Raw genomic sequence first — 23,557 nt, 5'->3', positions numbered from 1 at the left:
CAGCCGGATCCAGCACTTGTCCGGATCCTGCACCTGTTCTGTCGCACTGTCATGCAGCGCCGAAGACAACCCCGGTGCGGGATGGATGTCCTTCAGCGAAGCTTTCCAGGCCCTTAACCCTGGGTTATCGGGTGCAGGCTGCTTCCCTGAGAGCTTGAAGCTCCCGTTGGACGTTGATCCATGGTTGCTTCCGATCAGAGCAGGGTGTTTGGGGCCGCTGCCACCTGGCCAGCCCGGACGAAGTCCCGCCTTCAGGCAAGGATCGCCCGGCTGGAATCCGTTCTGCACCAGCTGTCCTCAGATGATGACATGTCAGAGCGGCTGAAGCGGCGAGAGAGACGCCTGATGCAGAAGCTGGAAGCGTTGGAGCGCAGACACGCAGGCCGCTCGAAGCACGGTGGCCAGAAACGTGACGACGACGTCTCGGAGCGTCCGGCCGACGCCCTGGTGGGTCGTTTGGATTTCACGCCGGAAGGAACCAGCGGCGAACAGTTCCAATCAGAAATCTCCGCCTATGTGCGGGTGGGCAAGAGGTTCTTCCTCCTGTCTTCCGGTGGTGGTGAGACACTCCAGATCACCGAGGCCACCGATCCGTCCTCCCCGCAGCTCATCCAGCGGCTCAGCTACGGAGGTGGTTATGTGAGCACCTCGGTGGCGGCCTACGGGGATCTGGTGGCTGTGGCCCTCACCCCTGGCGACTACGACGCCAATCCTGCTCCCGGGATGGTGCGTTTCTTCCGCATGCAGCGGGATGGAACGCTGCAGCTGCTGCAGGATGTGAGCGTGGGCTACCTGCCCGATGGCATCGCCTTCAGCCAGGATGGCCGCAGGCTGGTGATCGCCAATGAAGGCCAGCCCAGCGCTGACTACAGCGTTGATCCGGTGGGCTCCATCGGTATCATCGCGATCAAGGGTGAGAAGAATCCGCGCTTCGATTATCTCGATCTTGGCTTTGACCAGCCTGGGCTTGACATTCCTGCTGACCTGCGGATTTCCGGGCCTGCCGGTACAACCGTTCCACAGGATATCGAGCCTGAATATGTGAGCATTCTGGGTGATAAGGCCTATGTCACCCTGCAGGAGAACAATGGCGTTGCCGTTGTGAATCTCAAGACCGGGCGCATCGAGGCCATCCAGGCCCTGGGAACGGTGGATTACTCCCAGTTCGCCGTTGACCTTTCCGACAGGGACAATGCCGCGGGAACTGATGGGGTGTTCAATCCACTGCTGGGTCAGGAGTTCCTTGGCCTGCGGATGCCCGATGGCATCAGTGCCTTCAAGGTGAAGGGGCGCACGTACTACATCACGGCCAACGAAGGTGATGCTCGTGAATACGGTGCCTATGAAGATGTCGCCCGCAATCCGGCAGCGCCGGATGGTCGCCTCGAGACCATCGTGACCCCGGATGGCGGCCAGACCAGCCTCTCCCAGACCAACCTCTCCCTGGGCGGCCGTTCGGTGAGCATCTTCGATGCCAAGACCGGTGCCCTGGTCTGGGACAGCGGCAACAGCCTGCAGACCATCGCCTTCGCGGCTGGCACCTATGACGACGGCCGCAGCGACGCCAAGGGGGTGGAATCGGAAACAGTCACCACGGTGAAACTGGATGGACGCACCTACGCCATCGTGGGCATGGAGCGCGGACTCAAGACCACTCTGGCCGTCTTCGACATCAGCAATCCTGCCGATGGTCGCTACGTGAGCCATCGGGTGATCGAGGGCAGCCTGTCACCCGAGGGTCTGCTGCTGATCCCCGCCAAGGACAGTCCCACGGGCCGTAGCCAGTTGGTGGTGTCGAACGAGGTGAGCAATACCCTCGACATCCTCGATCTCGGAGTCCTGATCGAATCTCCCGGCCTCGGCAGCGCCGGTTTCTTCGAGCCCACCATGCTGAAGGATGTGGCGGGAGGCCCGGAGCTGGCGGTGAGCAACCTGCTCACCAACGGCGAGTTCACCAACGGCCTGGAGCCGGGCAGCAGTGTGTATGCACCCACCGGCATCCTCGATGGACTGGGTGCCTTTGACAACGGCGATGGCACCTACACCGTGCTGGCCAACAGCGAGCTCAACCGCGGCACCGGCACGCCCTACCTGGTGGGCACCGCAGCCCTGACCGGTGCCCGCATCCACAAGCTGATCGTCGACAAGGACACCGATGACGACGCCAGCAACGGCTACCAGTCGGCGCTGATCGCCGGTGGGATCGCCTACACCTCCATCATCGATGCCGACGGCAATCTGGTGACCGATGCGGCCCAGATCGGCGGCGGCTTCAACCGCTTCTGCTCGGGCAGTTTCGAGATGGCGAACCGCTTCGGTGAGGGTCACGGCTTCGTGGACGCCCTCTATCTCACCGGTGAGGAAGCGGATGAGGGTCTGTTCTACGCGCTCGACACCGCCACCGACACCCTGTATGCCCTGCCGGGCCTGGGTCGGGGCGGCTGGGAAACGGCCGTCCAAGTGGACACCGGCAGCAGCGACAGCGTGGGTGTGCTGCTGATGGACGACAACACCGCTCCGCTCTACCTCTGGGTGGGCACCAAGTCCACGGATCCCGCCGCCGGGTTCCTCGAGCGCAACGGCCTGGCGGCCAGCCAGGGCGAGGTGTACACCTGGGTGCCGACACCGGGGGGCCTCATCGGCACCGATGCCGGGCTGGCGGGCGTTCCCGATTCCGCCGACCTCAACCTCCTCTCCCTGGCCACTCCGGCTTCCGGTAGCTGGCAGCTGGTGGGCTCCGGTACCGACGTGGCGGGCTGGGACGAGAGCACCCTGCGCGGTACCGCCAATGCCCTCGGTGCCCTGCAGCTCAGCCGCCTCGAGGACGCCAGCATCAATCCGGAGGATGGCCAGGAAGTGGTGCTGGCCACCACGGGGAACGCGGCCTTTGGCGGCGCGGATACCTTCGGCAATCTGATCAGCCTCGATCTCAGCGGGGCCTTCAACGCCGACGGTCTGATCGACGCTTCGAACAGCACCGATCTGGCCGTGATCTACGACGGCGATCGGGAGATCGCCGCCTGGGATGCGGCCAATGGCAACAATGACGGCGTCATCGACGCCGGCCAGGAGGGTGCCTTCGGCGCCACGATCATCCGCAACCCCGACAACCTCACCTGGGCGGGGGATGGCTCTGTCTATGTGCAGGAAGACCGCTCGGTCTCCCCGGCCTACTTCAGCCAGGAGGAAACCTCGATCTGGAAGGTGAGCCCCACCGCCACCGATCCGATCACCGGTCAGGCCACCAGCGAGCGCTGGGCCCAGATCGACCGCACCGCCGTGCCCACGGCCGCAGGTCAGACCGATCCCAGTGCCAGCGACCCCGGCAACTGGGAATCGTCCGGGATCATCGATGTCTCCCCCATCTATGACCAGGCTGCCGGCAGCACCTTCCTGGCAGATGTGCAGGCCCACAGCCTGCGGGACGGCACCATCGGCGGCAACAACAACCTGGTTCAGGGCGGCCAGCTCAATCTGATCCAGGACATGGCGTCCACCCCGATGCTCTGAGCTGGAGGCCGTCCTCCCCAGGCAGGCTGCGGGCCCCGTCAGGGGCCCTTGGTCAGTCGGCGTCCAGCAGGGCCAGCAGCCCCGCCTCATCCAGCACCGCCACCCCCAGGCTCTCAGCCTTGGTGAGCTTGCTGCCGGCCTCCTCACCGGCCACCACGTAGCTGGTCTTCTTGCTCACCGAGCCCGTGACCTTGCCGCCTGCGGCCTCGATCAGCTCCTGGGCCTGGCGGCGGCTGAGGCTGGGCAGGGTGCCGGTGAGCACGAAGGTGCGGCCCGCCAAGGGAGCGTCGCCGCCCGCCTCCGCCGCTCCAGCGGCGCCCTCCTCTGGACTGGCCGCCAGGCTGAAGCCCTGCGCCGCCAGCGCCGCCAGCAGCTCCTGGTTGGCGGGGGTGTGGAACCACTGCTGCAGGCTCTGGGCGATCTCGTCGCCGATGCCGAACACCGCCGTGATCGGCTCGGACTCGCCGGCGGCGGCCTCCGCCAGAGCGGCGGCGCTCGGAAAAGCCCTGGCGAGGGCCTTGGCATTCACCTCGCCCACGTGGTGGATGCCGAGGCCGTAGAGCTGGCGGTGCCAGGGCTGCCGTTTCGAGGCGGCCAGGGCCGCCACCAGATTGGCCGCCGACTTCTCCCCCCATCCGCTCCAGGCTGGCCAGCAGGGCGGCATCGAGCCGGTAGAGCCCGGCGATCGAGCGCACCAGGCCCCGGTCCACCAGCTGCTCGATCAGCTTGCTGCCGAGGCCATCCACATCCAGGGCCGCCTTGCTCACCCAGTGGCGCAGGGCCCCGCGCAGGATCGCCGGGCAGCTGCTGTTGACGCAGCGGGTGGCGGCCTCCCCAGCCTCCCGCACCAGCTCCGAGCCGCATTCGGGGCAGTGCCTGGGCAGCTCCAGCCGCCTGGCAGCCGCTGGCCGCAGTTCGGGTAGCACCCGCACCACCTCGGGGATGATCTCGCCGGCCTTGCGTACCACGATGGTGTCGCCGGCGTGCAGATCCAGCTCGGCCAGCCGGTCGGCGTTGTGCAGCGTGGCGCGGCTCACGCTGGTGCCGGCCAGGGCCACCGGTTCGAACTCCGCCACCGGCGTCACCACCCCGGTGCGCCCCACCTGGCAGCTCAGCCGCAGCAGCCGGCTGGGGGCCTCCTCGGCGGCGTACTTGAGGGCGATCGCCCAGCGGGGGGCCTTCTGGGTGAAGCCGGCATCGGCCTGCAGACGCAGGTCGTCGAGCTTCACCACCACGCCGTCGGTGGCATAGGGGAGCTGGCGGCGCTCCGGCTCCCAGCGGGTGAAGAAGGCCTCCACCGCCGCCAGATCGGCCAGCAGCTCCGCATTGGGGTTCACCTTGAAGCCCGCCGCCCGCAGCCACGCCAGGCTCTCCCATTGGCTGGACGGCCGGGGCGGATCGCCGGGGCCCGGCTGCCAGTCGTCCGGCAGGTGCAGGGTGTAGGCGAAGAAATCCAGCCGGCGGTCCGCCACCACCTGGGGATCGAGCTGCCGCAGGGTGCCGGCGCAGGCGTTGCGGGGATTGGCGAAGGCCGGCTCGCCGCGGGCCAGGCGCTCGGCATTGATGGCGGCGAAGGTGCCATCGGGAATCAGGGCCTCACCGCGCACCTCCACCCAGGCGGGGGGGGCCTGCAACCGCAGCCGCAGCGGCACGCTCTGGATCGTGCGCACGTTGGCGGTGATCTCCTCGCCCCGTTCACCGTCGCCGCGGGTGGCGGCCCGCTCCAGCAGGCCCTCCCGGTAGCTGAGGGCCAGGGCGTTGCCGTCGATCTTCAGCTCCCCCACCATCGCCAGGTCCGGCAGCGGCTCCCCGGCGGCGGGCGTGCGGTCGAGCACCTTCAGCAGCCGGGCGTACCAGGCTTCCAGCTCTTCGGTGGAGAAGGCGTTGTCGAGGCTGAGCAGAGCGATGCGGTGCTCCACGCTGCGGAAGCCCTCGGCCGGGCTGCCCCCCACCCGCTGAGTGGGGCTGTCGGGCCGGATCAGTTCGGGGTGGGCCTGCTCGAGCTCCAGCAGTTCCCGGTAGAGCCGGTCGTAGACCGGATCCTCCATGACCGGAGCATCCAGCACGTAGTAGGCGTGGGCGGCCTGGGTGAGCAGCCGCTGCAGCTCGGCGATGCGGTCCCGGAGGGGCTCGGGGGCTCCAGCCACGCCGGCCTCAGGCGCCGACGGTGCGGATCCGGTCGATGCGCCACTGGTCCTCCACCTTCACGAAGGTGAAATCGAGGGGCAGCTCCTCCTTGGCCTCGGTGAGCAGCTTCACCGTGAGGATCAGCTGGCCCTCCTGCAGCCGGGGCCGGCCGGATTTCAGGTTGCGGTACTTGTTGAGCTTGAGCCCGGCCAGGTACTGGATGAACTGCTTGCGGTTCACATGGGTGCGGTAGTTCTTCGTGGTGAGCAGGTAGGCCCCGTCCACCTGGCCGCTGGCCACCTGGGTGAAGAACTGTTTGATCAGCGGGTTGATGCCCCGGGCACTGAGCACCAGCTTCACCGCCGTGATCGTCCAGTAGAGGAGCAGGGCTCCGGCACCGGCCAGGAGGGCCTTGCTGCCGATCTCGCGGGTCAGAGCCCAGTCCATAGGCCGGTGAATCTGTGTTGAATGGCCCCAGAGTCTGACTGACCAGGCCCCCGGCGTGCCGCTTGAGCCCCTGCTGCCGCTGTTCCACCGGTTGAACCGGGAGCATTTCGACGCCAGCCTGGCTCCGCTCGGCACGCCGCTGGTGGATCTGCGCTGGAGCGATGGCCGCATGCGCCGCACCGCGGGCCTCTATCGGCGGGGCCGCCGCCCCGACGGCAGTGCCCTCTGCGAGATCGTGCTCTCCCGCCCCCTGCTGGATCCCCTGCCCCGCGAGGCCCTGCTCAGCACCCTCTGCCACGAGATGATCCACGCCTGGGTGGACCGGGTGCTGCAGGTGCAGGAGGTGCACGGCCCCAATTTCCGCCAGCGGATGGCAGCGATCAATGCGGCCCAGGATGGCTTCGAGGTGAGCCTGCGGCACCGCTACCCGCTGCCGGGCGGTGCCGTGGCCACCAGCCGCTGGATCGCCCGCTGTCCGCTCTGCGGCATCACCGCCCCCTACCGCCGCCGGGTCCGCGGCCTGGCCTGCCGGGCCTGCTGCGAGCGCCACCACGGCGGCCACTGGCATCCCAGCTGCCTGCTGGACTTCCACCAGGCCGCCTAAGGTCGGCGCCGCTGCGGCCTGGGTGCGGGCCTATCCCTTGGGCATCTTCCTCTGGACTCTGCAGATCGGCGGCCTGAGCATCGCGCTGGTGGGTCTGAGCCGCGAACGCTGGCTCGCCCGGCGACGCCGCGATCTGCTGCCGCGCCGCGCCCCGGCTCGATAGCGTTGTCCCAGTGGCATGGCCCCATGCGAGAGCCCTGGTCCGAGTCCGATCCCCCGTCTGCGCCGGAGCCCAGGTACGGCGCGGAGTCCCGATTCTCTGCAGCGGGGCGTGGCGACGGTGTGCGCCGGGATCTCGACCGCTGGGTGTCGGCGGGACGCCAGCTGGTGGATGGGGTGTCCGGGGCTCGCCCTGGCTCGCGTCCGTCGGGGCGTGGGGCCGGCCGTGGAGCCGGCGGGCTGCCGCGCCTCAACGACCTGGGCCGCTGGGTGGAGGGCAAGCTCGACTGGATCCTCGACGACGAGGACGACTGGCGGGAGCCCTGGGAGGAGGCCCCGCCGCGGGTCGGGCGGCAGCCGGACCGGCGCGGTGAGCCGGCTCGGGAATTCCAGTCAGCCCCTCAGCCCGCGCGGACGCCCGCGCCGGCGCCGGCCAGCGCGCCCCGCCGGCGGCTCGAAGCCCGCTCCCGCCGCGGGGGCGACGTGCCGGTCAACCCGGGGCGGGAGCGCCCCGCCGCCGCGCCCGGGGCCAGCACGCCTGCCGCAGCCGAGACCGCAGCCGAGGACTGGCCCGATGAGGACAGCTTCAGCCTGCCCCGCTGGCAGCGCCCCCGCGGGGCGGTGACACCGCCGCCGGAGGACCGCCGCGCCCCGGGGCGCTCGGCCCCTGCCGAGGGTGGTGCCGGTCCCAGGCCGATGCCGCGCTCGAGCCGCCGCCGGCCCCGCTGATTAGGTTGAGGCCGTCTGCATCCCTGACATGAGCAGCCTGGTGGTGGTGGGCTTCCCCAAAGCGGAGGAAGCGGAGGCCGTGCGCCGCGAACTGGTGGACATCCAGCGTGAGCAACTGATCGCCCTGGAGGACGCCGTGGTGGTGGAGCACGACGCGGAGGGGCAGGTGCACCTGCGCCAGGCGCTCAACCTCACCGCCGCCGGTGCCCTGGGCGGGGGCTTCTGGGGCACGCTGGTGGGCCTGCTCTTTCTCAACCCCCTGCTGGGGGCGGCCGTGGGGGCCGGCGTGGGGGCGGCTTCAGGCTCCCTGTCCGACATCGGCATCAACGACGGCTTCATGCGGGAGCTCGGCGAGACCCTGCCCCAGGGCACTGCCGCGCTCTGTCTGCTGGTGCGGGAGGCCACCCCGGATCGGGTGATCGAGCGGCTGCGCTCCCATGCGCCCCACGCCCGCCTCCTGCGCACCAACCTCAGCCACACGGACGAGGATCAGCTGCGGGAGATGCTGGAGCGGGCCCGCAAACAGGCCGAAGGCTTGCGGCTCGGCTGAGCACGGTTCGGCTGGCTGCGCCGCCGGGGGCTCGCCACGGTGAAGCCGCTGCCGCGCTGCCGCAGCTCCAGGTTCACCGAACCCACCAGTTCGCTCGGCATCTCGGCGGCCATCTCCTCCGGGGAGGTGCTGATGGCGCCGGAATCGCTGAGCAGGGCTTCGAGCAGATCGGCCCAGAGTTGCACGAGCCGGTTCTGAGCCACCGGCTGCAGCCCCTGGCGCTCCAGGATCGTGCCGCAGGCCTGGCGATGCCAGAGGGCGCTGCGGTGGTGGGCGCGCGGATGGGCGAGCAGGGCCAGGCCGTGGCCCAGGGCGTGGGCGGTGGGGGCCCCGTTGTCCTGGCGCAGGCCCGCGGCGCTGAGCTGGCGGCCGCAGAGCACGGCGGAGATGCCGTAGAGCCGGCCGAGTTCGGTGAGGCTCAGCCACTCGGGCTGGGGAGGAGAACCGTGATGGAGGGGGGAGGGCTGGGCCATGGGGCTGCCGGGGCGGATGCCTGCGAGAACATGGCACCCATGATCAGAAGGAACTCAGGGCTGTCAATCCGTCAAGCCTGAGCAGTAGCAAGCTGTTACCAAGTTTGCAAATTGACATATCGCTAGATGCCGGCCTGTGCCGCGGCCGACCAGGCCGGCAGGGCAGGCCCGAGCCACTGCTCCAGTTCTGGTGAGAACACCTCGCGGATCACCGTGAGGGGCTGGCCCCCTCGGAAGAAGCGGTAGTGACGGCTCCAGAACGGCCCCGGCTGGCCGAAGCGCTGCGCCAGCCAGAGGGCGTCCACCTGGCCGAGCCCGTCCACTTCCCGGAACAGCTCGGCGCGGTTGCTGGTGAGGCTGCGCCAGATCGGCTGGTCACGCTGCTGCAGGTGCTCCTCGGCCCGCTGCTGATTCCACCAGCTCTCGGCCCAGGCCAGGGTGTGGGGCCCGCAGCGCAGCCACACCTGGCGCCGGATCAGGGGTTCCGCCAGTTCCTCCACCTCCGCGGGGGGCCTGGCGCCGTCGTCCGGCCGCTGCAGGCCCATGGCCACCAGCTCGATCTCCACCGGCAACCCGGTGAGGGATTCCAGATGGCGGGTGGGACTGCCGTCGCCCAGCAGCAGCAGCCGCCAAGGGCCGGTGAGCTCTCCACAGCAGCCCTGGCGCAGTGCTCCCTGCACGAGGGCGGTCTGCCACAGCAGCGTCGGCGATGGAGCTGGGGCAGCCACCGGCATCAGACTCCTCCACCAGGGCTCATTACCCTAGAAATCGCCAGAGGGCGGCCGCGGCCATGACCCAGGTGCTGCCTCCGGTGGTCGTGGCCAACCTGCACCGCCGCTACACGGGCGTGTCGGCCACCGTGCGCGCCCTCCTGCCGTTGCAGCGCCGCACTCTGGCGATCGGCCTGCTCGACACCGGCCAGCTGGGCCTGCCCGCGGCAATGGGCTGGCTGGATCTGCTGGGGCAGGGCTGGGGTCGGCCGGCCGGGCACCGCTGGCGGGTGTGGCATGCCCGCCGGGATGGGGAGATTCTGGTGGGGCTGCTGCTGCGGTCGGTGCTGCGGCAGCCCTGGCGGCTGCTCTTCACCTCGGCCGCCCCGAAGCGGCCCGGCCCTGTGCTGCGCTGGCTGATCCGCCGCTGCGACGGGGTGATTGCCACGTCGGGGCGCTCGGCGGCCTTTCTGCCGCCTGGCTGCGTCAGCGCCACGATCCACCATGGGGTCGACACCGCCTTCTACAGCCCGGGTGGTGTCGGGCCGCACCGGCGCGCCTCCCCTCCCCGGGTGCTTCTGCCGCTGCTGAGTGGCGGTGATGGGGCCGACCTGCGGCTGATCGGCTGCTTCGGGCGCCTGCGGCCCAGCAAGGGCACCGATCTGGTGGTGGAGGCCCTGATCGCCGCCCTGCCGGCGCGGCCCGGCTACGGGGCCTTCTTCACCGGCCTGGTGCAGCCGGCGGATCGGCCCTTTCTGGAGCGGCTGCAGCAGCGGATCGCGGCGGCGGGGCTGGAGAAGCGGATCCAGTTTCTGGGCGATCTCGATCGCGACACCGTTCGGGACTGCTACCGCTGCACCAGCCTCTGCGTGGCGGCCTCGCGGCGGGAGGGTTTCGGGCTGACGCCTCTGGAGGCCATGGCCTGCGGCTGTGCCGTGCTCACCTCCCAGGCAGGGGTGTGGCCCGAGCTGATCGACGCCGAGGTCGGTCGCCGCTTCGACACCGGCAGCGCCGCCTCGCTGACGCGGGAACTGCTCTGGCTGCTGGATCACCCCGATGAGCTGGAGGCCATGGGGCTGAGGGCCCGCCAGCGGGCGGTGGCCCGTCACTCGCTCCAGGCCGAGGCCGAGGCGATCAACGCGGTGTATGGGGCCCTGATGGCCGGTGAACTCAGCTGCCGCCGCTGATGCTCACCTTGCGCTGCTCCCCGCCACGCTCGATCACGACGTGGTCGCCCTGGGCCGAGCGGAGCCGCCAGCCCGAACTGCCGATCGTCTCCCCCACCGCCGCGCTGGTGGAGGCGTTGCCGATCTGGAAGATGGCGGAGCCGCCCTGGCCCTGGGCCTGCACCACCCCCACCAGGTGGGGGGCGTCGCCGCCGCCGCCCGAGGCTCCGGCACCGCCCGAGGGGGTGCTGCTGCGTCCGGAACCGGTGGCTGCAGGCGCCGGGCTCCCCACCCGGCTGCTCATGGGAACCTTGAGCACGTTGGCAGAAGGGGCGCTGCTGGCCGGCAGGGTGGCCAGCTCCTCCATCCAGGGCTCAGCCGGTGGCGGTGGCGGCAGGCCATTGTCTGCGGCTGCGGGATCCACACCGCCGGCGAGGGTGGCGGGCGGGGTGGAAGCCGGCTCGGCGGCCACGGGGCCCATGGTGCGGAGCCGCTCGATCATCAGCATGTTGCGCTCCTGACGGATCGCCTGCTGACTCTGGTTCCACACATTCAGGGCGATCAGCCCGAGGCCGGAGAGCAGGGTCACCGTGATGCTGACGCTGGCCAGGATCAGGGAGGGCGAGAAGCTGGCTGAGCCCTGGTGGTGTGGGTGGGTCCGGCTGCCCTGGCGGCTGCTGGACCGGGCGGAGGGGGGAATCGGCGATTCAGAGATCTGGCTGGCCGGCTCCAGCGGAGGGCCGCCCGACAGCGGCGGCGGTGTCTCGCAGATCTCGACGTCAATGGCGGCGTCGGGTGAGAACACGTTGTTCATCACCTGCTCGGCGCGCAGCTCCCAGTACGCACGGGAGGTGGGTATGCCTCGAACCGCCGTCACGGCCGCCCCGGTGACAAGTGGCGCCAACCTTACCGCCAACTTTCCGGATTGACGAGGCGGAAGGTTGGCGGTTCAGGAGCAGCCTCAGGCGGCCTGCAGGGTGGCTGTGCCGTTGCCGCCGCCCTCGTCCCCCAGGTAGCGGTGCAGGAAGCTGCCCTGCATCACCGCCTCCTGAAGGAAGCGCAGGCCCACGAAGCACTGGTCGCCGTGGATCTGGCACCAGATGGTCTCCGCCACGACGCATACCTCGCCGAGGCCGATCGAGGGATAGAGCAGCAGCTGGATCCCCTGCCGCGCAGGCAGCGGCTGCTTGGCCTTGACCAGCAGGCAGGCCCCGGCCCAGCTGAGGTCCCACACGATGCCGTGATGGAGGGTCTGCCCTTCGTGCACCAGTTCGGCGTTGATTCCCGCGCTGTTCAAGGGAACCTGGTTGCGGCGCAGTCTCCTGGGCCGATAGCGGCTGGAGAGCGGCATGGGGGCTCCTACGGGGTATCCATTTCAGTCTTACCGCTCATCCCCAGTCCTGTCGACTTGCTTGCTACAGCAGCCGTTCCCGGCTGGCTCATTCGGGGCTGACATCAGGGTTGCAGCGGCCCCAGAAGGGCCCTGGCGTGCCAGGCCAGATGGTCGGCGATGAAGCTGGCGATGCCGTAGTAGCTGTGGTCGTAGCCCTCCTGCAGCCGCAGCTCCAGCGGCTGGCCTGCTGCAGCGGCGGCCTCGCGGAGAGCTTCGGGGTGGAGCTGGCTCTGGAGGAAGGGATCGGCCGTTCCCTGGTCCACCAGGATCGGCAGGGGGGTGTCGCCATCCGGGCCGAGTGCCCGGTGCCCCGCGCGCAGCAGGGCCGCGGCATCCCAGCCTTGCCAGGTGGCCGGATCCGGCCCCAGCAGATGGGTGAAGGCCTTCTGCCCCCAGGGGCAGGCGCTGGGGTTGGCGATCGGGGCGAAGGCGGACACGGCGCCGTAGCGGCCGGGATGGCGCAGGGCCGCCACCAGGGCGCCATGGCCGCCCATGGAGTGGCCGCAGATGCTGCGCCGCGGCGTGAGGGGCAGCTCCGCTTCCACCAGCCGGGGCAGCTCCTCCACCACGTAGCTGTGCATGCGGTAGTGCCGGCTCCAGGGGGCCTCGGTGGCATCCACGTAGAAGCCGGCGCCGTGGCCGAAGTCCCAGCCGCCGTCGGGATCGTCCGGCACCGCCGCCCCGCGGGGACTGGTGTCGGGCAGCACCAGGGCCAGCCCCAGCTCGGCCGCCAGCCGCTGGGCCCCGGCTTTCTGGGCCATGTTCTCGTCGGTGCAGGTGAGCCCCGAGAGCCAGTACACCGCCGGCACCTGTGCGCCCTGCAGGGCGGCCGGTGGCAGAAACACCCCGAACACCATGGAGCAGGCCAGCTCCCGGGACTGGTGGCGGTAACGGCGTTGGGAACCGCCGAAGCAGCGGCTGTCACTGAGCAGCTCGAGCGGGGACAAGGGCGATGCGGCGATGGAGGGCTGGGTTCGGATGGGTGGCTGGGCAGCTGGGCAGCGGTTGGGCGGTGGTGGGGGTGGAAACGCCTCGCCCGGCTCAGAAGTGGATCACGCTGCGGATGCTCTTGCCCTCGTGCATGAGCGCGAAGGCCCGGTTGATCTCCTCGAGCCCCATGGTGTGGGTGATGAAGGTGTCGAGGGGAATCTCACCCCGCTGGGCCCGCTCCACGTAACCGGGCAGCTCGGTGCGACCCCGCACCCCGCCGAAGGCGGAGCCCCGCCACACCCGGCCGGTCACCAGCTGGAACGGCCGGGTGCTGATCTCCTGGCCGGCGCCCGCCACCCCGATGATCGTGGATTCGCCCCATCCCTTGTGGCAGGCCTCCAGGGCGGCGCGCATCACGTCCACGTTGCCGATGCATTCGAAGGAGTAGTCCACGCCGCCGTCGGTGCGATCGATCAGCACCTGCTGGATCGGCGCGTCGTGCTCCCGGGGGTTGAGGCACTCGGTGGCACCCAGCTGCGTGGCGATGGCGAACTTGGCCGGATTGAGGTCGATGCCGATGATCCGCGAGGCTCCCGCCATCACCGCGCCGATCACCACGGCCAGGCCGATGCCCCCCAGGCCGAACACGGCCACGGTGCTGCCCGGTTCCACCTTGGCGGTGTTGAGCACGGCGCCGATGCCGGTGGTGACCCCGCAGCCCAGCAGACACATCTTCTCCAGCGGCGCCTCCTTGTTGATCCGCGCCACGGCGATCTCGGGCAGCACCGTGTACTCCGAGAACGTGGAGGTGCCCATGTAGTGGTGGATCATCCGCCCGTCCCTGGAGAAGCGGCTGGTGCCATCCGGCATCAGGCCCTGGCCCTGGGTGGTGCGGATCGCCTGGCAGAGGTTCGTCTTGCCCGAGAGGCAGAACTTGCACTGCCGGCATTCCGGTGTGTAGAGGGGAATCACGTGGTCACCCACGGACACCGAGGTCACCCCCTCGCCCACCGCCTCCACCACGGCACCGCCCTCGTGGCCGAGGATCGCCGGGAACAGGCCTTCGGGGTCGGCCCCCGAGAGGGTGTAGGCATCGGTGTGGCACACGCCCGTGGCCACCAGCCGCAGCAGCACCTCACCGGCGCGCGGCGGTGCCACATCCACCTCGGTGATCTCCAGGGGCTGGCCCGGGGCCCAGGCCACGGCGGCACGGCTGCGGATCATCGGCTCAAGGCGACTGGCCTCATCCTGCGCCCTGGCCCGAGGCTGTGCCCACGGATGGATCCGGGGCCGTCGCGGCGGCCAGCGGCTGGGCCTCACGCCGCCGGCGCAGCTCCAGCCACAGCATCAGCGCCGTGATGTCCGCCGGGCTCACCCCAGGCACCCGTGAGGCCTGGCCGAGGGTGTGGGGCTGCACGGCGGCCAGTTTCTCCCGGGCCTCATGGGAGAGGGTGCCGATGCCGGCGTAGTCGAGGCCGGCCGGCAGGGGCCGGTCCGCCTGCCTGCGCACCTGGTCGATCTGCTGCTGCTGGCGGGCCAGATAGCCGCTGTACTTGATGTCGATCTCGGCTCCCTCGCGCACCTCCGCCGGCAGATCGGATCCGGCCAGGCCATGGCGCACCAGATCGGCGCTGTGGAATCCGGGACGGCGCAGCAGATCGGCCAGGGTGATGGAGCCCTTGATGGCCGCCCCTGTCTCGGCCTCCACCGCGGCGGCCGCAGGATCGCTCGCCTTGAGCCGCACCATGGCCAGCCGCCGCTTCTCCGCTTCGATCGCCTCCTGCTTGGCGGTGTAGATCTGCCAGCGGCGTGCATCGATCAGCCCCAGCTCCAACCCCAGGGGGGTGAGGCGGCGGTCGGCGTTGTCGCCCCGCAGCACCAGCCGGTACTCGCTGCGGCTGGTGAGCACCCGGTAGGGCTCGCGCAGATCCTTCGTGATCAGGTCGTCGATCATCGTGCCGATGTAGCTGGTCTCGCGGGGGAAGTGCACCGGCGCCTGGCCGCGCAGCTGGCGGGCGGCGTTGAGGCCGGCCACCAGCCCCTGGGCGGCGGCCTCCTCGTAGCCCGTGGTGCCGTTGAGCTGGCCGGCGCTGAACAGTCCGGTGATGCGCTTGGTTTCCAGCGAGGGCTTGAGCTGGGTGGCGGGCAGGTAGTCGTAGTCCACGGCGTAGGCGGGGCGCAGCATCACGCACTGCTCGAGACCGGGCAGGGTGCGCAGCAGCTCCAGCTGCAGCCGCTCCGGCAGCCCCGTGGAGAAGCCCTGCACGTAGATCTCCGGGGTGTCGCGGCCCTCGGGCTCCAGGAAGATCTGGTGGCTCTCCTTGTCGGCGAAGCGCACGATCTTGTCTTCGATCGAGGGGCAGTAGCGGGGCCCCTTGCTGTCGATCACGCCGCCGTAGATCGGCGTGAGGTGCAGGTTGTCCTGGATCAGCCGGTGGGTGGCCGCCGTGGTGCGGGTGATGTGGCAGCTCATCGGCTCGCCGCTCACCCAGGCCGCCGGATCGAAGGAGAAGTAGCGGCCTTCGGCATCGCTGGGCTGCTCCTCCAGCCGGTCCAGGGCGATGCTGCGCCGGTCCACCCGGGCCGGGGTGCCGGTCTTGAGCCGGCCCATGGCGAAACCCAGGGCCTGCAGGGCCTCGGTGAGCCCCTCGGCCGCCGGCTCGCCGGCCCGCCCTGCGCGCATGGATTGATGGCCCACCCAGATCTGGCCCCCCAGGAAGGTGCCGGTGGTGAGGATCACGGCCGGCGCGGCATAGACGCTGCCGAAGTAGGTGCGCACGCCGGTGATCCGGCCGATTGGCCCCGGCCCCTGGGCTTCCGTGGGCTGCTCCAGCTCCACCTCCAGACCGGTCACCATCGCCTCGCGCAGGGCGAGGTTGGGGGTGTGCTGCAGCAGCTGCAGCATCTGGCGGGCGTACTGGCGCTTGTCGGTCTGGGCGCGCAGGGCCCACACCGCCGGACCACGGCTGGCGTTGAGCACCCGCTTCTGCAGGGCGGTGGCATCGGCCAGACGGCCGATCATCCCGCCGAGGGCATCCACCTCATGCACCAGCTGGCTCTTGGCCGGCCCGCCCACGGCCGGGTTGCAGGGCTGCCAGGCGATGCGGTCGAGGTTGAGGGTGAACAGGGCCGTGGAGAGCCCCAGCCGTGCCGCGGTGACGGCCGACTCGCAGCCCGCATGGCCGCCTCCCACGACGATCACGTCGAAGGATTCGGTGGGGGACACGTGCATCGCCGGCGCGGGTGGAGGACAAGGGGCAGCCTGATCCCGAGTATGGCGGGCACCGGCAGCGAGGGCTTGGCGGAGCCGGCTCAGCTCAGCAGCCAGTGCTCGGTGATGTCACCGGCGAGGTAACCCCACAGGTCGGGCCGATCCGGGTTCTTCAGCACCGTCTGGGTGGGATGGCGCCAGGGACGCAGCACCTCGTGGGGCCGCGGCCTGCCGTGGAACTTGAGCACGCAGGCGGCCCGGCGGGCCTGCTTGGCGGCGCCAGGATCGCGGCGGGCCAGCTTGCGCAGCCCCCGGTAGGAGGCCACCAGCCCGTCCGGCCAGAAGCCGAGCGCCTCGGGGCAGTGGCGCCGCAGCACCCGGTGGATGAAGTTCTGGTTGGGGCCCGGGGTGCCATGGTCTTCCCCGTCCAGGTACGCCTGCCACACCCGGGACGTGGCGGCCCCGGGCTTGAGCCGCATGAGGCAGGAGTTGAGGGTGGGGTAGTTCCAGTCGCGCACGCCCACCAGCTCGGCGCCGCTGCCGGCCCCGAACGCCAGCAGCGGCGCCAGGCTGGAGCGCACCACCAGGGTGATGTCGAAATACAGGAAGGGTTCGGTGCCGGTGAGATCTGGATCGAACAGCTGGATCTTGCTGCAGAAGCCCTGCAGGCCCCGCTCCTGCAGGCCGCGATGGGGCAGCCCCAGGCTGGCCATGGCCGGCTGGTTGGCCGCGTCGCACAGCACGGTGAGCTGGTGGGGCTCGGGCAGGTGGCGCGCCAGCATCCGCTGCAGCCGCTCCACGTACGCCGGCGCGTAGGTGCGGCCGCTGAACACGGTGAACACCGGGATCGGCACCGGCATCAGGCCGCCAGGTTGCGGAACCGGGTGAACTGGGGCTCGAACAGCAGCTTCACCGTGCCCACCGGCCCGTTGCGGTGCTTGGTCACGATCACCTCGGTGATGCCGCGGTCCGGCGTCTCCGGGTTGTAGTACTCGTCCCGGTAGATCATCAGCACCAGGTCGGCGTCCTGCTCGATGGAGCCCGACTCGCGCAGGTCGCTCAGCATCGGACGCTTGTTCGTGCGCGATTCCACCCCCCGGCTGAGCTGGGAGAGGGCCATCACCGGCACGTTGAGTTCCCGCGCCATGCCCTTGAGGCCCCGGGTGATGCGCGAGAGTTCCTGCACCCGGTTGTCGGGGGTGGAGCCCTCCATCAGCTGCAGGTAGTCGATCACGATCAGCCCGAGCTCCTTGCCGCTTTCGGCCATCAGCCGGCGGCAGAGCGAGCGCATCTCCAGCACGCCGGCATTGGGCTTGTCGTCGATGAAGATCGGAAGCTGCCCCAGGGTGTTGATGCCCTGTCCCAGCAGCGGCCACTCCTCCTGCTGCAGCCGGCCCGTGCGCAGCCGGCCGCTCTCGATGCCCACCTCCATCGCCAGCAGTCGGTAGGTGAGCTGTTCCTTGCTCATCTCCAGGGAGAACACGCACACCGGCAGGCTGTGCAGCTGGGCCACGTTCTTGGCGATGTTCAGCACGATCGAGGTCTTCCCCATCGCCGGCCGGCCGGCGACGATGATCAGGTCGCTGCGCTGCAGCCCCTGGGTGATGGCGTCCAGGTCGTAGAAGTTCACCGGAATGCCGGCCACCGAGGTGCCGAGCGAGCGGCTCTCGATCTCGTTGAAGGTGCTGGTGAGGATCTCGGCGGTGGGGGTGAGCCCCTGGCTGGGCTTCTCCTGGCTGATGGCGAAGATCTTCTGCTCGGCCTCATCGAGCACCTGCTCCATGGGCTTGCTCTGGTCGAAGCCCAGCTGGATCACCTCGTTGCCGGAGCGGATCAGCTGGCGCCTCAGGAACTTGTCCATCACCAGGCGGGCCACCTGGTCGATCGAGGCGGTGGAGATCGTGCGCTCCACGAGCTCCACCAGCCGGCCGCTGCCGCCCACTTTCTCCAGCAGGCCGGTGTCCGCCAGCCAGGCGGTCATGGCGGTGAGGTCAGTGGGCTTGCCCTGGCTGTGCAGCATCAGGGCGGTGCGGTAGATCTCCCGGTGGGCGCTCAGGTAGAAGGCCTCCGGCTGCAGCACATCGGCCACCCGGCCGATGGCGTCGGGGTCGAGCAGCACGCCGCCCAGCACCGCCTCCTCGGCCTCCAGGTTCTGGGGCGGCACCGAATCGGGCAGGGCCTCGAAGCTGGCCTCATCCCGCAGCCGTGCCCGCCTGGGACCAGGCCGGGCGCCCTCGCCGTCGGCATCACGGTCGCTGACAGGCACGCTCACCATTGCTGCACGGCTCGCTGGCTGGCTGGCACCGCCGGCCCGGCAGGGGCCCACGGCGTTGGTCCGTCATTCTGGCGCCCCTGGATCGAGGGGATGGGGGCCGGTCTTGAGGCGCGGTTGAACCGGGCGGCCGGGCTCAGTGGCTCACCACTTCGAGGTTGATCTCGGCCACCACCTCGGGGTGCAGCTTCACCTGCACCTTGTAGGAGCCGGTGCGGTGGATCTCGGGCACCAGGATGTGGCGACGGTCCACGTCCTTCTTGGTGGCGGCCTCGATGGCCTCGGCCACATCGCCGTTGGTCACGGTGCCGAACAGCACGTCATCGCCGCCGGTCTGCTTCTTCACCGTGAAGCGGCCGATGGTGGCCAGGGCGGTGCGGAAGGCCTCGGCCTCCGCCCGCAGGGCGGCCTGGCGCTCGGCCTCCTTGGCGCGGCGGGCTTCCACCTGCCGCAGCACCGCTGGGGTGAGGGGCACCGCCTTGCCGGTGGGGAGCAGGAAGTTGCGGGCGTAGCCAGGGGCCACTTCCACCAGATCGCCGTCCTTGCCCAGGCTGAGGACATCTTCGCTGAGTACGACTTGAACGCGCTTGGCCATGGGAGAAGTACGGGTGTCTGATCGCGAGCCGATCGGCCAATCTACGTGACAGGGCCGGCCGAAGCCGGCCGTGCCGGATTCAGCCCCGCAGGCTGCGCAGAGCGGCCGCGGCGGGCAGCCGCACCTGGCTGGCCAGGCCGAGCCGGCGCATCAGGCGGATGTGCTGCCAGGTGAGATCGAGCTGGCGGCCGAAGCCATGGCGCGCCGAGTGGGGGAAGGCGTGGTGGTTGTTGTGCCAGCCCTCGCCGAAGGTGAGGGCAGCCACCCAGGGGTTGTTGCGCGACTGGTCGCCGCTGTCGTGGGACACGCTGCCCCAGCAGTGGGTGGCGGAATTCACCAGCCAGGTGCAGTGGTAGACCACCACCAGGCGCAGGGGGATGCCCCACAGCACCAGGGCCCAGCCGCCGGCCCCGGTCACGGTGCCGATCCAGAACAGCAGTCCGGCCAGGGGCAGCTGCAGCAGCAGGAACCAGTTGTTCAGCCAGCGGTAGTAGGGATCACGGGCCAGATCACCGGTGAGGCGGGGCACCGCCGCCATGGCCGGAATCGTGTGGAACATCCAGCCCATGTGGCTCCACCAGAACCCCCGCAGGCTGCTGTGGTGATCCACCTCGGTGTCGGAGAACTTGTGGTGGTGGCGGTGCAGCCCCACCCAGTCGATCGGGCCGTGCTGGCAGCTGAGGGCACCGCAGGTGGTGAAGAAGCGCTCGAGCCAGCGGGGCACACGGAAGGCGCGGTGGCTGAGCATCCGGTGGTACCCCACGGTCACCCCCAGGCAGGCCGTCACCCAGTAGAGGATCAGGAAGCTGGCCACGGCCGGCACACTCCAGAACCGGGGCAGCAGCGCCACCAGGCTGAGCGCGTGGATGGCCACCATGAAGCCGATCGTCCCCCAGCGGGTGCCCTGCTTGATGGCGGCCTGGGGTTCGCCGGAGCGGGGCAGATGCAGGGCGGCGGCGCGGCGGAGACCATCGGCTCCACCGTTGATGAAGGCCGGCTGGCGGGTGCCTCGGCTCCCGAGTCGGGCCCTTGCCCTGGTTGGTGCTGTTGCGGTCATAACGGACCGAGTCCTGATCAATCGCTACGATGGTAGCAATACGAATCAAGATCGGCAGAGAGCTCTGTGGGTTATCGGGACGATCTCGCGACTGGTCGGGTGGCCTTCGCCCATCTGATCCGGGTGTGGCACGGCCGCAACGGCTGGAGCCACCGGGTGCTCCCCGCCCTGGCGGAAGCCCTCGACCTCGGGCGGGTGCACAACTCCCAGCTCTCCATGCTGCGCAACGGCAAGCTGGCCTCCCCGGGCCCGGAGGTGTTCCTCGCCCTCGGCCGCATCAACCGCCTGCTGGCGGATGAAGTGGTGGATGGGGTGCTCTCGGACGCCCTGCGCCAGCAGCTGGCCGACCATCCCGCCCTGCTGGCCGATCTGGAGGCCTCCGCCCTGCCCGTGCAGGCCCCCGGGGAGCCCGTGCTGGGGCCAGGCGAACTGCTCGAGGTGTTCGTGGGCCTGCGCCAGCCGCCCCCCGCCTTTGACCTGCGCATCGGGGATGCCGAATCACGGGCGCTCAGCGCCGCCCTGGCCGAACTGCTCACCGCCGGGCGCGCCTGGCGCCTCTGCCGCGACCAGGTGCTGGCGGCCTATCCGGTGAACAAGCGCCAGCGCCGCGAACGCTTCGCGGCGGTGATGGCCGGCCAGAGCGATTACGCCGCCGCCGAGCTGGAGGCCGAGCTGCCCGAGCTGCGTCGCACCCTGGCCGCCCTGGGCGGGGTGGAGGAGCAGCAGCTCGGGCCGGACCAGTTCCTCGACCTGCTGCGCCGACGGGCCCGGGACCTGGGCGGCGGAACCGATGGCGCGGGCCCCGACGATTTCACCGCCGCCATCCGCGCCGAACTGGGCGGTCTGTGCAGGCCGTGACCGGCGCCAGCCGCACCCTGCGCGCCCAGCCCAGGGCCCACAGCAGCCGGATGTGCTGCCAGGTGATGTCGAACTCGAACCAGCGCAGGCCGTGGCGCGCCGAGTGGGGGAAGGCGTGGTGGTTGTTGTGCCAGCCCTCGCCGAAGCTGAGGATCGCCACCCACCAGCAGTTGCGCGAGCGGTCCGGGCAGTCGAAGTTGCGATAGCCCCAGGCGTGGGTGGCGGAGTTCACCAGCCAGGTCACGTGGTACACGAGCACCAGGCGCAGGGGGATCGCCCAGAGCACGAGGCCAAGCCCGCCGCCGTGAACCCCGGCCCTCTCTCCGACCCAGTAGAGAGCGGCGCCGAGAGGCAGCTGCAGCAGCAGGAACCAGCGATCGAGCCAGCGGTAGAAGGGGTCGCGCTGCAGGTCCCCCGTCAGGCTCTCCACGTGCTGCAGCGCCGGGATCTCGTGCAGCATCCAGTCGCTGTGGGACCACCACAGTCCGCGGCCGGCGTCGTGGTGGTCGTTGGGCTGGTCGGAGTGGCGGTGGTGGTGGCGGTGCAGCCCCACCCACTCGATCGGGCCGCTCTGGCAGGCCAGGGCGCCCATCAGCACCAGAACGCGCTCCACCCAGAGCGGGGCGCTGAAGCTGCGGTGGGCCACCAGCCGGTGCAGGCCCAGCGTCACCCCGAGCACGGTGACCCAGTACAACACCGCCAGCGCCAGCAGCCCCTGCCAGCTCCAGAACCTCGGCAGCAGGGCGGCCATCGCCCCCACGTGCAGCGCCAGCATGAAGCCCGTGGTGCCCGCCTTGTAACGCCGCTGCCGCGGCGGCAGGGGTGGGCGGCTGGCCTGCAGCCCGTGGCGCAGCTCCCGCTCGTGGCGGCGTGACGGCGGCTCCAGCTCCAGCACCTGGGCGGGCGGGATGGTCGGGCCCAGGCCCCTGGGGTTGGCGGGCGTGATCGGTGTGGGCAAGGGCAGCCAGGCGGTTGGACAGGGCGGAGCGGCCGGGCCGCCGCTGCCGTGAACCGGTGGACGACGGGCCCAGGCTCCCGGGCCGCGGAATCTAGACGGGCAACATGGCGGCTCCCGTGGTGTGCCGATGACCCCCGCCCGTTGGGCCGCCGAGCGGTTGGAAGCGGCCGCCGCCCGCATCGCCGCCGCCGCCGAGCGCCACACCGCCCTGGTGCAGCCGCGGCTGCAACGGGTACTGGAGGCGCTGGCGGCGGAACGGGTGGGGGTGCATCACTTTGCCTCCGTGAGCGGCTACGGCCATGGCGACCAGGGCCGGGAGGTGCTGGATCGGGTGTTCGCCCGTGTGCTGCAGGCGGAGGCGGCCGCCGTGCGCCTGCAGTTCGTGAGCGGCACCCACGCCATTGCGGCCGCCCTGTTCGGCGTGTTGCGTCCCGGCGACCGCCTGCTCTCCATCACCGGTCGCCCCTACGACACCCTCGAGGAGGTGATCGGGCTGCGGGGAACGGGCCAGGGCTCCCTGGCCGAGTTCGGCATCGTCTACGACGAGGTGGCTCTCGACCCCCGGGGCCGGGTGGACAGGGGGGCAGTGGAGGAGGCCCTGGCCGCCCCCACCCGCATGGTGCTGATTCAGCGCAGCTGCGGCTACAGCTGGCGGCCGTCGCTGCCGGTGGCGGAGATCGGGGATCTGGTGGAGCGGATCCGGGAGCGCCAGCCGGGCTGCGTCGTGTTCGTGGACAACTGCTACGGCGAACTGGTGCAGGAGCTGGAACCCACGGCGGTGGGAGCGGATCTGATCGCGGGCTCGCTGATCAAGAACCTCGGCGGCACGCTCGCCCCCACGGGCGGCTACGTGGCCGGCCGTGCCGATCTGGTGGAGATGGCCTGCTGCCGCCTCACGGCTCCCGGCATCGGCGCCGAGGGCGGCACCAGCTTCGATCTCAATCGCCTGCTGTTCCAGGGGCTGTTCCTGGCTCCCCAGATGGTGGCCGAGGCCCTGATCTGCAGCGAACTGGTGGCCCAGGTGTTCTCCGATCTCGGCTTCGCCACCCATCCGCGGCCCGGAGCCGAGCGCAGCGATGTGATCCAGGCCGTGCGCCTCGGGTCCCCCGAGCTGCTCAAGACGGTGTGCCGCGCGTTCCAGGCCTGCTCGCCGGTGGGCTCGTACCTCGATCCGGTGCCGGCCCCCATGCCCGGCTACGCCAGCGCCCTGGTGATGGCCGGCGGCACCTTCATCGACGGCAGCACCAGCGAGTTCTCGGCCGATGCCCCCCTGCGGGAGCCCTATGTGCTCTATGCCCAGGGGGGCACGCACCGGGCCCATGCCCGGCTGGCGCTGGAGAAGGCCCTGGTGGCACTCGCCGAAAGCGGAGCCTGTCCTCCAGACTGAGCCGCACCTCCCGTGCTCTCCGTTGCGATGGCGCTCTCCTATCCCAGCGACTGTCGCTACGCCGACAGCCACGAATACCTGCGTCCCGACGGCGACAGCGTGCGGCTGGGTCTGAGCGCCTTCGCCATCGACCAGCTCGGGGACATCGTGTTCGTGGAGCTGCCGGAGGTGGGGGCCGAGCTCAGCCAGGGGCAGAGCTGCGGCAGCATCGAATCGGTGAAGGCCGTGGAGGATCTGCTGGCGCCCATCTCCGGGGTGGTGGAGGCCCGCAACGAGGCCGTGGTGGCCAGCCCGGAGGAACTGCAGAACGACCCCTACGGCGAGGGCTGGTTGCTGAAGCTGCGCCCCACCGACCCTTCCCAGATGGACGCCCTGATGGATGCCCAGGCCTACGCCGCCAAGGTGGAGGGCCACTGACGGT

The 23,557-nt window shown here is 70.3% G+C and carries 22 protein-coding genes and 1 pseudogene; 9 read left to right on the top strand and 14 right to left on the bottom strand.

Annotated elements, in window-relative coordinates; genetic code table 11:
* Window positions 1-345: 345 nt before the first annotated feature.
* Complete coding sequence (locus tag CPCC7001_RS14090) at window positions 346-3,510, top strand: choice-of-anchor I family protein (protein ID WP_198006477.1); 3,165 nt, start codon at window positions 346-348, stop codon at window positions 3,508-3,510.
* Between the two features lie 52 nt (window positions 3,511-3,562).
* Here the strand turns inward: CPCC7001_RS14090 and ligA are convergent.
* A pseudogene (gene ligA / locus CPCC7001_RS09165) lies at window positions 3,563-5,657 on the bottom strand (NAD-dependent DNA ligase LigA).
* Window positions 5,658-5,664: 7 nt separating this feature from the next.
* Entirely contained in the window at window positions 5,665-6,084 is a 420-nt protein-coding gene (locus CPCC7001_RS09160; protein ID WP_006910813.1) for a hypothetical protein, read from the bottom strand.
* A gap of 55 nt (window positions 6,085-6,139) precedes the next feature.
* Here CPCC7001_RS09160 and CPCC7001_RS09155 point away from each other — a divergent pair, with 55 nt between their 5' ends.
* Genes CPCC7001_RS09155 through CPCC7001_RS09145 form a run of 4 tightly spaced genes read left to right on the top strand, consistent with a single transcriptional unit; the run spans window position 6,140 to window position 8,126 of the window.
* Window positions 6,140-6,688, top strand: a complete 549-nt coding sequence (locus CPCC7001_RS09155) for a SprT family zinc-dependent metalloprotease (RefSeq protein WP_006909906.1) — start codon at window positions 6,140-6,142, stop codon at window positions 6,686-6,688.
* A gap of 37 nt (window positions 6,689-6,725) precedes the next feature.
* Window positions 6,726-6,851, top strand: coding sequence for a hypothetical protein (locus CPCC7001_RS15910; RefSeq protein WP_255347431.1), 126 nt, complete (start codon window positions 6,726-6,728; stop codon window positions 6,849-6,851).
* Between the two features lie 23 nt (window positions 6,852-6,874).
* Window positions 6,875-7,576, top strand: coding sequence for a hypothetical protein (locus tag CPCC7001_RS09150; protein ID WP_225867216.1), 702 nt, complete (start codon window positions 6,875-6,877; stop codon window positions 7,574-7,576).
* 28 nt (window positions 7,577-7,604) lie between these two features.
* Window positions 7,605-8,126: a DUF1269 domain-containing protein gene (locus tag CPCC7001_RS09145; RefSeq protein ID WP_006909210.1), complete on the top strand. Its 522-nt coding sequence runs from the start codon at window positions 7,605-7,607 to the stop codon at window positions 8,124-8,126.
* Here CPCC7001_RS09145 and CPCC7001_RS09140 read toward each other — a convergent pair.
* Window positions 8,066-8,599 carry a hypothetical protein gene (locus tag CPCC7001_RS09140; protein WP_050757099.1) on the bottom strand — a complete coding sequence of 178 codons (534 nt, stop codon included), beginning with the start codon at window positions 8,597-8,599 and terminating at the stop codon, window positions 8,066-8,068. The two genes, CPCC7001_RS09145 and CPCC7001_RS09140, sit on opposite strands and share 61 nt — an antisense overlap.
* Before the next feature lie 122 nt (window positions 8,600-8,721).
* On the bottom strand, window positions 8,722-9,333 hold the full coding sequence (locus tag CPCC7001_RS09135; protein WP_006909207.1) for a chorismate lyase: 612 nt from the start codon (window positions 9,331-9,333) through the stop codon (window positions 8,722-8,724).
* Between the two features lie 56 nt (window positions 9,334-9,389).
* Between CPCC7001_RS09135 and CPCC7001_RS09130 the strand changes: the two genes are divergently transcribed.
* Window positions 9,390-10,496, top strand: a complete 1,107-nt coding sequence (locus CPCC7001_RS09130; RefSeq protein WP_006911510.1) for a glycosyltransferase family 4 protein — start codon at window positions 9,390-9,392, stop codon at window positions 10,494-10,496.
* On the opposite strand, the gene CPCC7001_RS09125 is transcribed toward CPCC7001_RS09130, so the two are convergent.
* From CPCC7001_RS09125 to CPCC7001_RS09085, 9 genes are all read right to left on the bottom strand, one after another.
* Window positions 10,480-11,352 (bottom strand): hypothetical protein, encoded by an 873-nt coding sequence (locus CPCC7001_RS09125; RefSeq protein ID WP_006909346.1) that lies wholly within the window; start codon window positions 11,350-11,352, stop codon window positions 10,480-10,482. The two genes, CPCC7001_RS09130 and CPCC7001_RS09125, sit on opposite strands and share 17 nt — an antisense overlap.
* A gap of 84 nt (window positions 11,353-11,436) precedes the next feature.
* Window positions 11,437-11,772 carry a PilZ domain-containing protein gene (locus CPCC7001_RS09120; protein WP_225867215.1) on the bottom strand — a complete coding sequence of 112 codons (336 nt, stop codon included), beginning with the start codon at window positions 11,770-11,772 and terminating at the stop codon, window positions 11,437-11,439.
* Between the two features lie 158 nt (window positions 11,773-11,930).
* Window positions 11,931-12,815 (bottom strand): S-formylglutathione hydrolase, encoded by an 885-nt coding sequence (gene fghA / locus CPCC7001_RS09115; protein WP_006910640.1) that lies wholly within the window; start codon window positions 12,813-12,815, stop codon window positions 11,931-11,933.
* Between the two features lie 94 nt (window positions 12,816-12,909).
* Window positions 12,910-14,022 (bottom strand): S-(hydroxymethyl)glutathione dehydrogenase/class III alcohol dehydrogenase, encoded by a 1,113-nt coding sequence (locus tag CPCC7001_RS09110; RefSeq protein WP_006910410.1) that lies wholly within the window; start codon window positions 14,020-14,022, stop codon window positions 12,910-12,912.
* A 19-nt stretch (window positions 14,023-14,041) separates the two neighbouring features.
* On the bottom strand, window positions 14,042-16,030 hold the full coding sequence (gene mnmG, locus CPCC7001_RS09105) for a tRNA uridine-5-carboxymethylaminomethyl(34) synthesis enzyme MnmG (RefSeq protein WP_006909166.1): 1,989 nt from the start codon (window positions 16,028-16,030) through the stop codon (window positions 14,042-14,044).
* A gap of 80 nt (window positions 16,031-16,110) precedes the next feature.
* Entirely contained in the window at window positions 16,111-16,869 is a 759-nt protein-coding gene (locus CPCC7001_RS09100; protein WP_043368878.1) for a hypothetical protein, read from the bottom strand.
* A complete protein-coding gene (dnaB, locus tag CPCC7001_RS09095) occupies window positions 16,869-18,284 on the bottom strand; it encodes a replicative DNA helicase (protein WP_006909032.1) in 1,416 nt (471 codons plus the stop codon). Before dnaB ends, CPCC7001_RS09100 begins: the two co-directional genes overlap by 1 nt.
* Before the next feature lie 133 nt (window positions 18,285-18,417).
* The gene (gene rplI / locus CPCC7001_RS09090) at window positions 18,418-18,876 is read right to left on the bottom strand and encodes a 50S ribosomal protein L9 (protein ID WP_006910176.1); all 459 of its coding nucleotides are present in this window, start codon (window positions 18,874-18,876) and stop codon (window positions 18,418-18,420) included.
* A gap of 79 nt (window positions 18,877-18,955) precedes the next feature.
* Window positions 18,956-19,933, bottom strand: a complete 978-nt coding sequence (locus CPCC7001_RS09085) for a fatty acid desaturase (RefSeq protein ID WP_006909272.1) — start codon at window positions 19,931-19,933, stop codon at window positions 18,956-18,958.
* A 99-nt stretch (window positions 19,934-20,032) separates the two neighbouring features.
* Here CPCC7001_RS09085 and CPCC7001_RS09080 point away from each other — a divergent pair, with 99 nt between their 5' ends.
* Window positions 20,033-20,791, top strand: a complete 759-nt coding sequence (locus CPCC7001_RS09080) for a hypothetical protein (RefSeq protein WP_006909824.1) — start codon at window positions 20,033-20,035, stop codon at window positions 20,789-20,791.
* On the opposite strand, the gene CPCC7001_RS09075 is transcribed toward CPCC7001_RS09080, so the two are convergent.
* Entirely contained in the window at window positions 20,745-21,677 is a 933-nt protein-coding gene (locus tag CPCC7001_RS09075) for a fatty acid desaturase (RefSeq protein WP_050757222.1), read from the bottom strand. The genes CPCC7001_RS09080 and CPCC7001_RS09075 overlap by 47 nt on opposite strands.
* A 199-nt stretch (window positions 21,678-21,876) precedes the next feature.
* Here CPCC7001_RS09075 and CPCC7001_RS09070 point away from each other — a divergent pair, with 199 nt between their 5' ends.
* Complete coding sequence (locus tag CPCC7001_RS09070; protein WP_006909359.1) at window positions 21,877-23,136, top strand: methionine gamma-lyase family protein; 1,260 nt, start codon at window positions 21,877-21,879, stop codon at window positions 23,134-23,136.
* A 27-nt stretch (window positions 23,137-23,163) separates the two neighbouring features.
* Window positions 23,164-23,553, top strand: coding sequence for a glycine cleavage system protein GcvH (gene gcvH, locus CPCC7001_RS09065; protein WP_043368875.1), 390 nt, complete (start codon window positions 23,164-23,166; stop codon window positions 23,551-23,553).
* Window positions 23,554-23,557 lie beyond the last annotated feature (4 nt).

This window comes from Cyanobium sp. PCC 7001 (assembly GCF_000155635.1).
Taxonomy (GTDB): domain Bacteria; phylum Cyanobacteriota; class Cyanobacteriia; order PCC-6307; family Cyanobiaceae; genus NIES-981.
The sequence above is the reverse complement of the archived record's forward strand: the minus strand, read 5'-3'. Positions and strand labels throughout refer to the sequence as shown.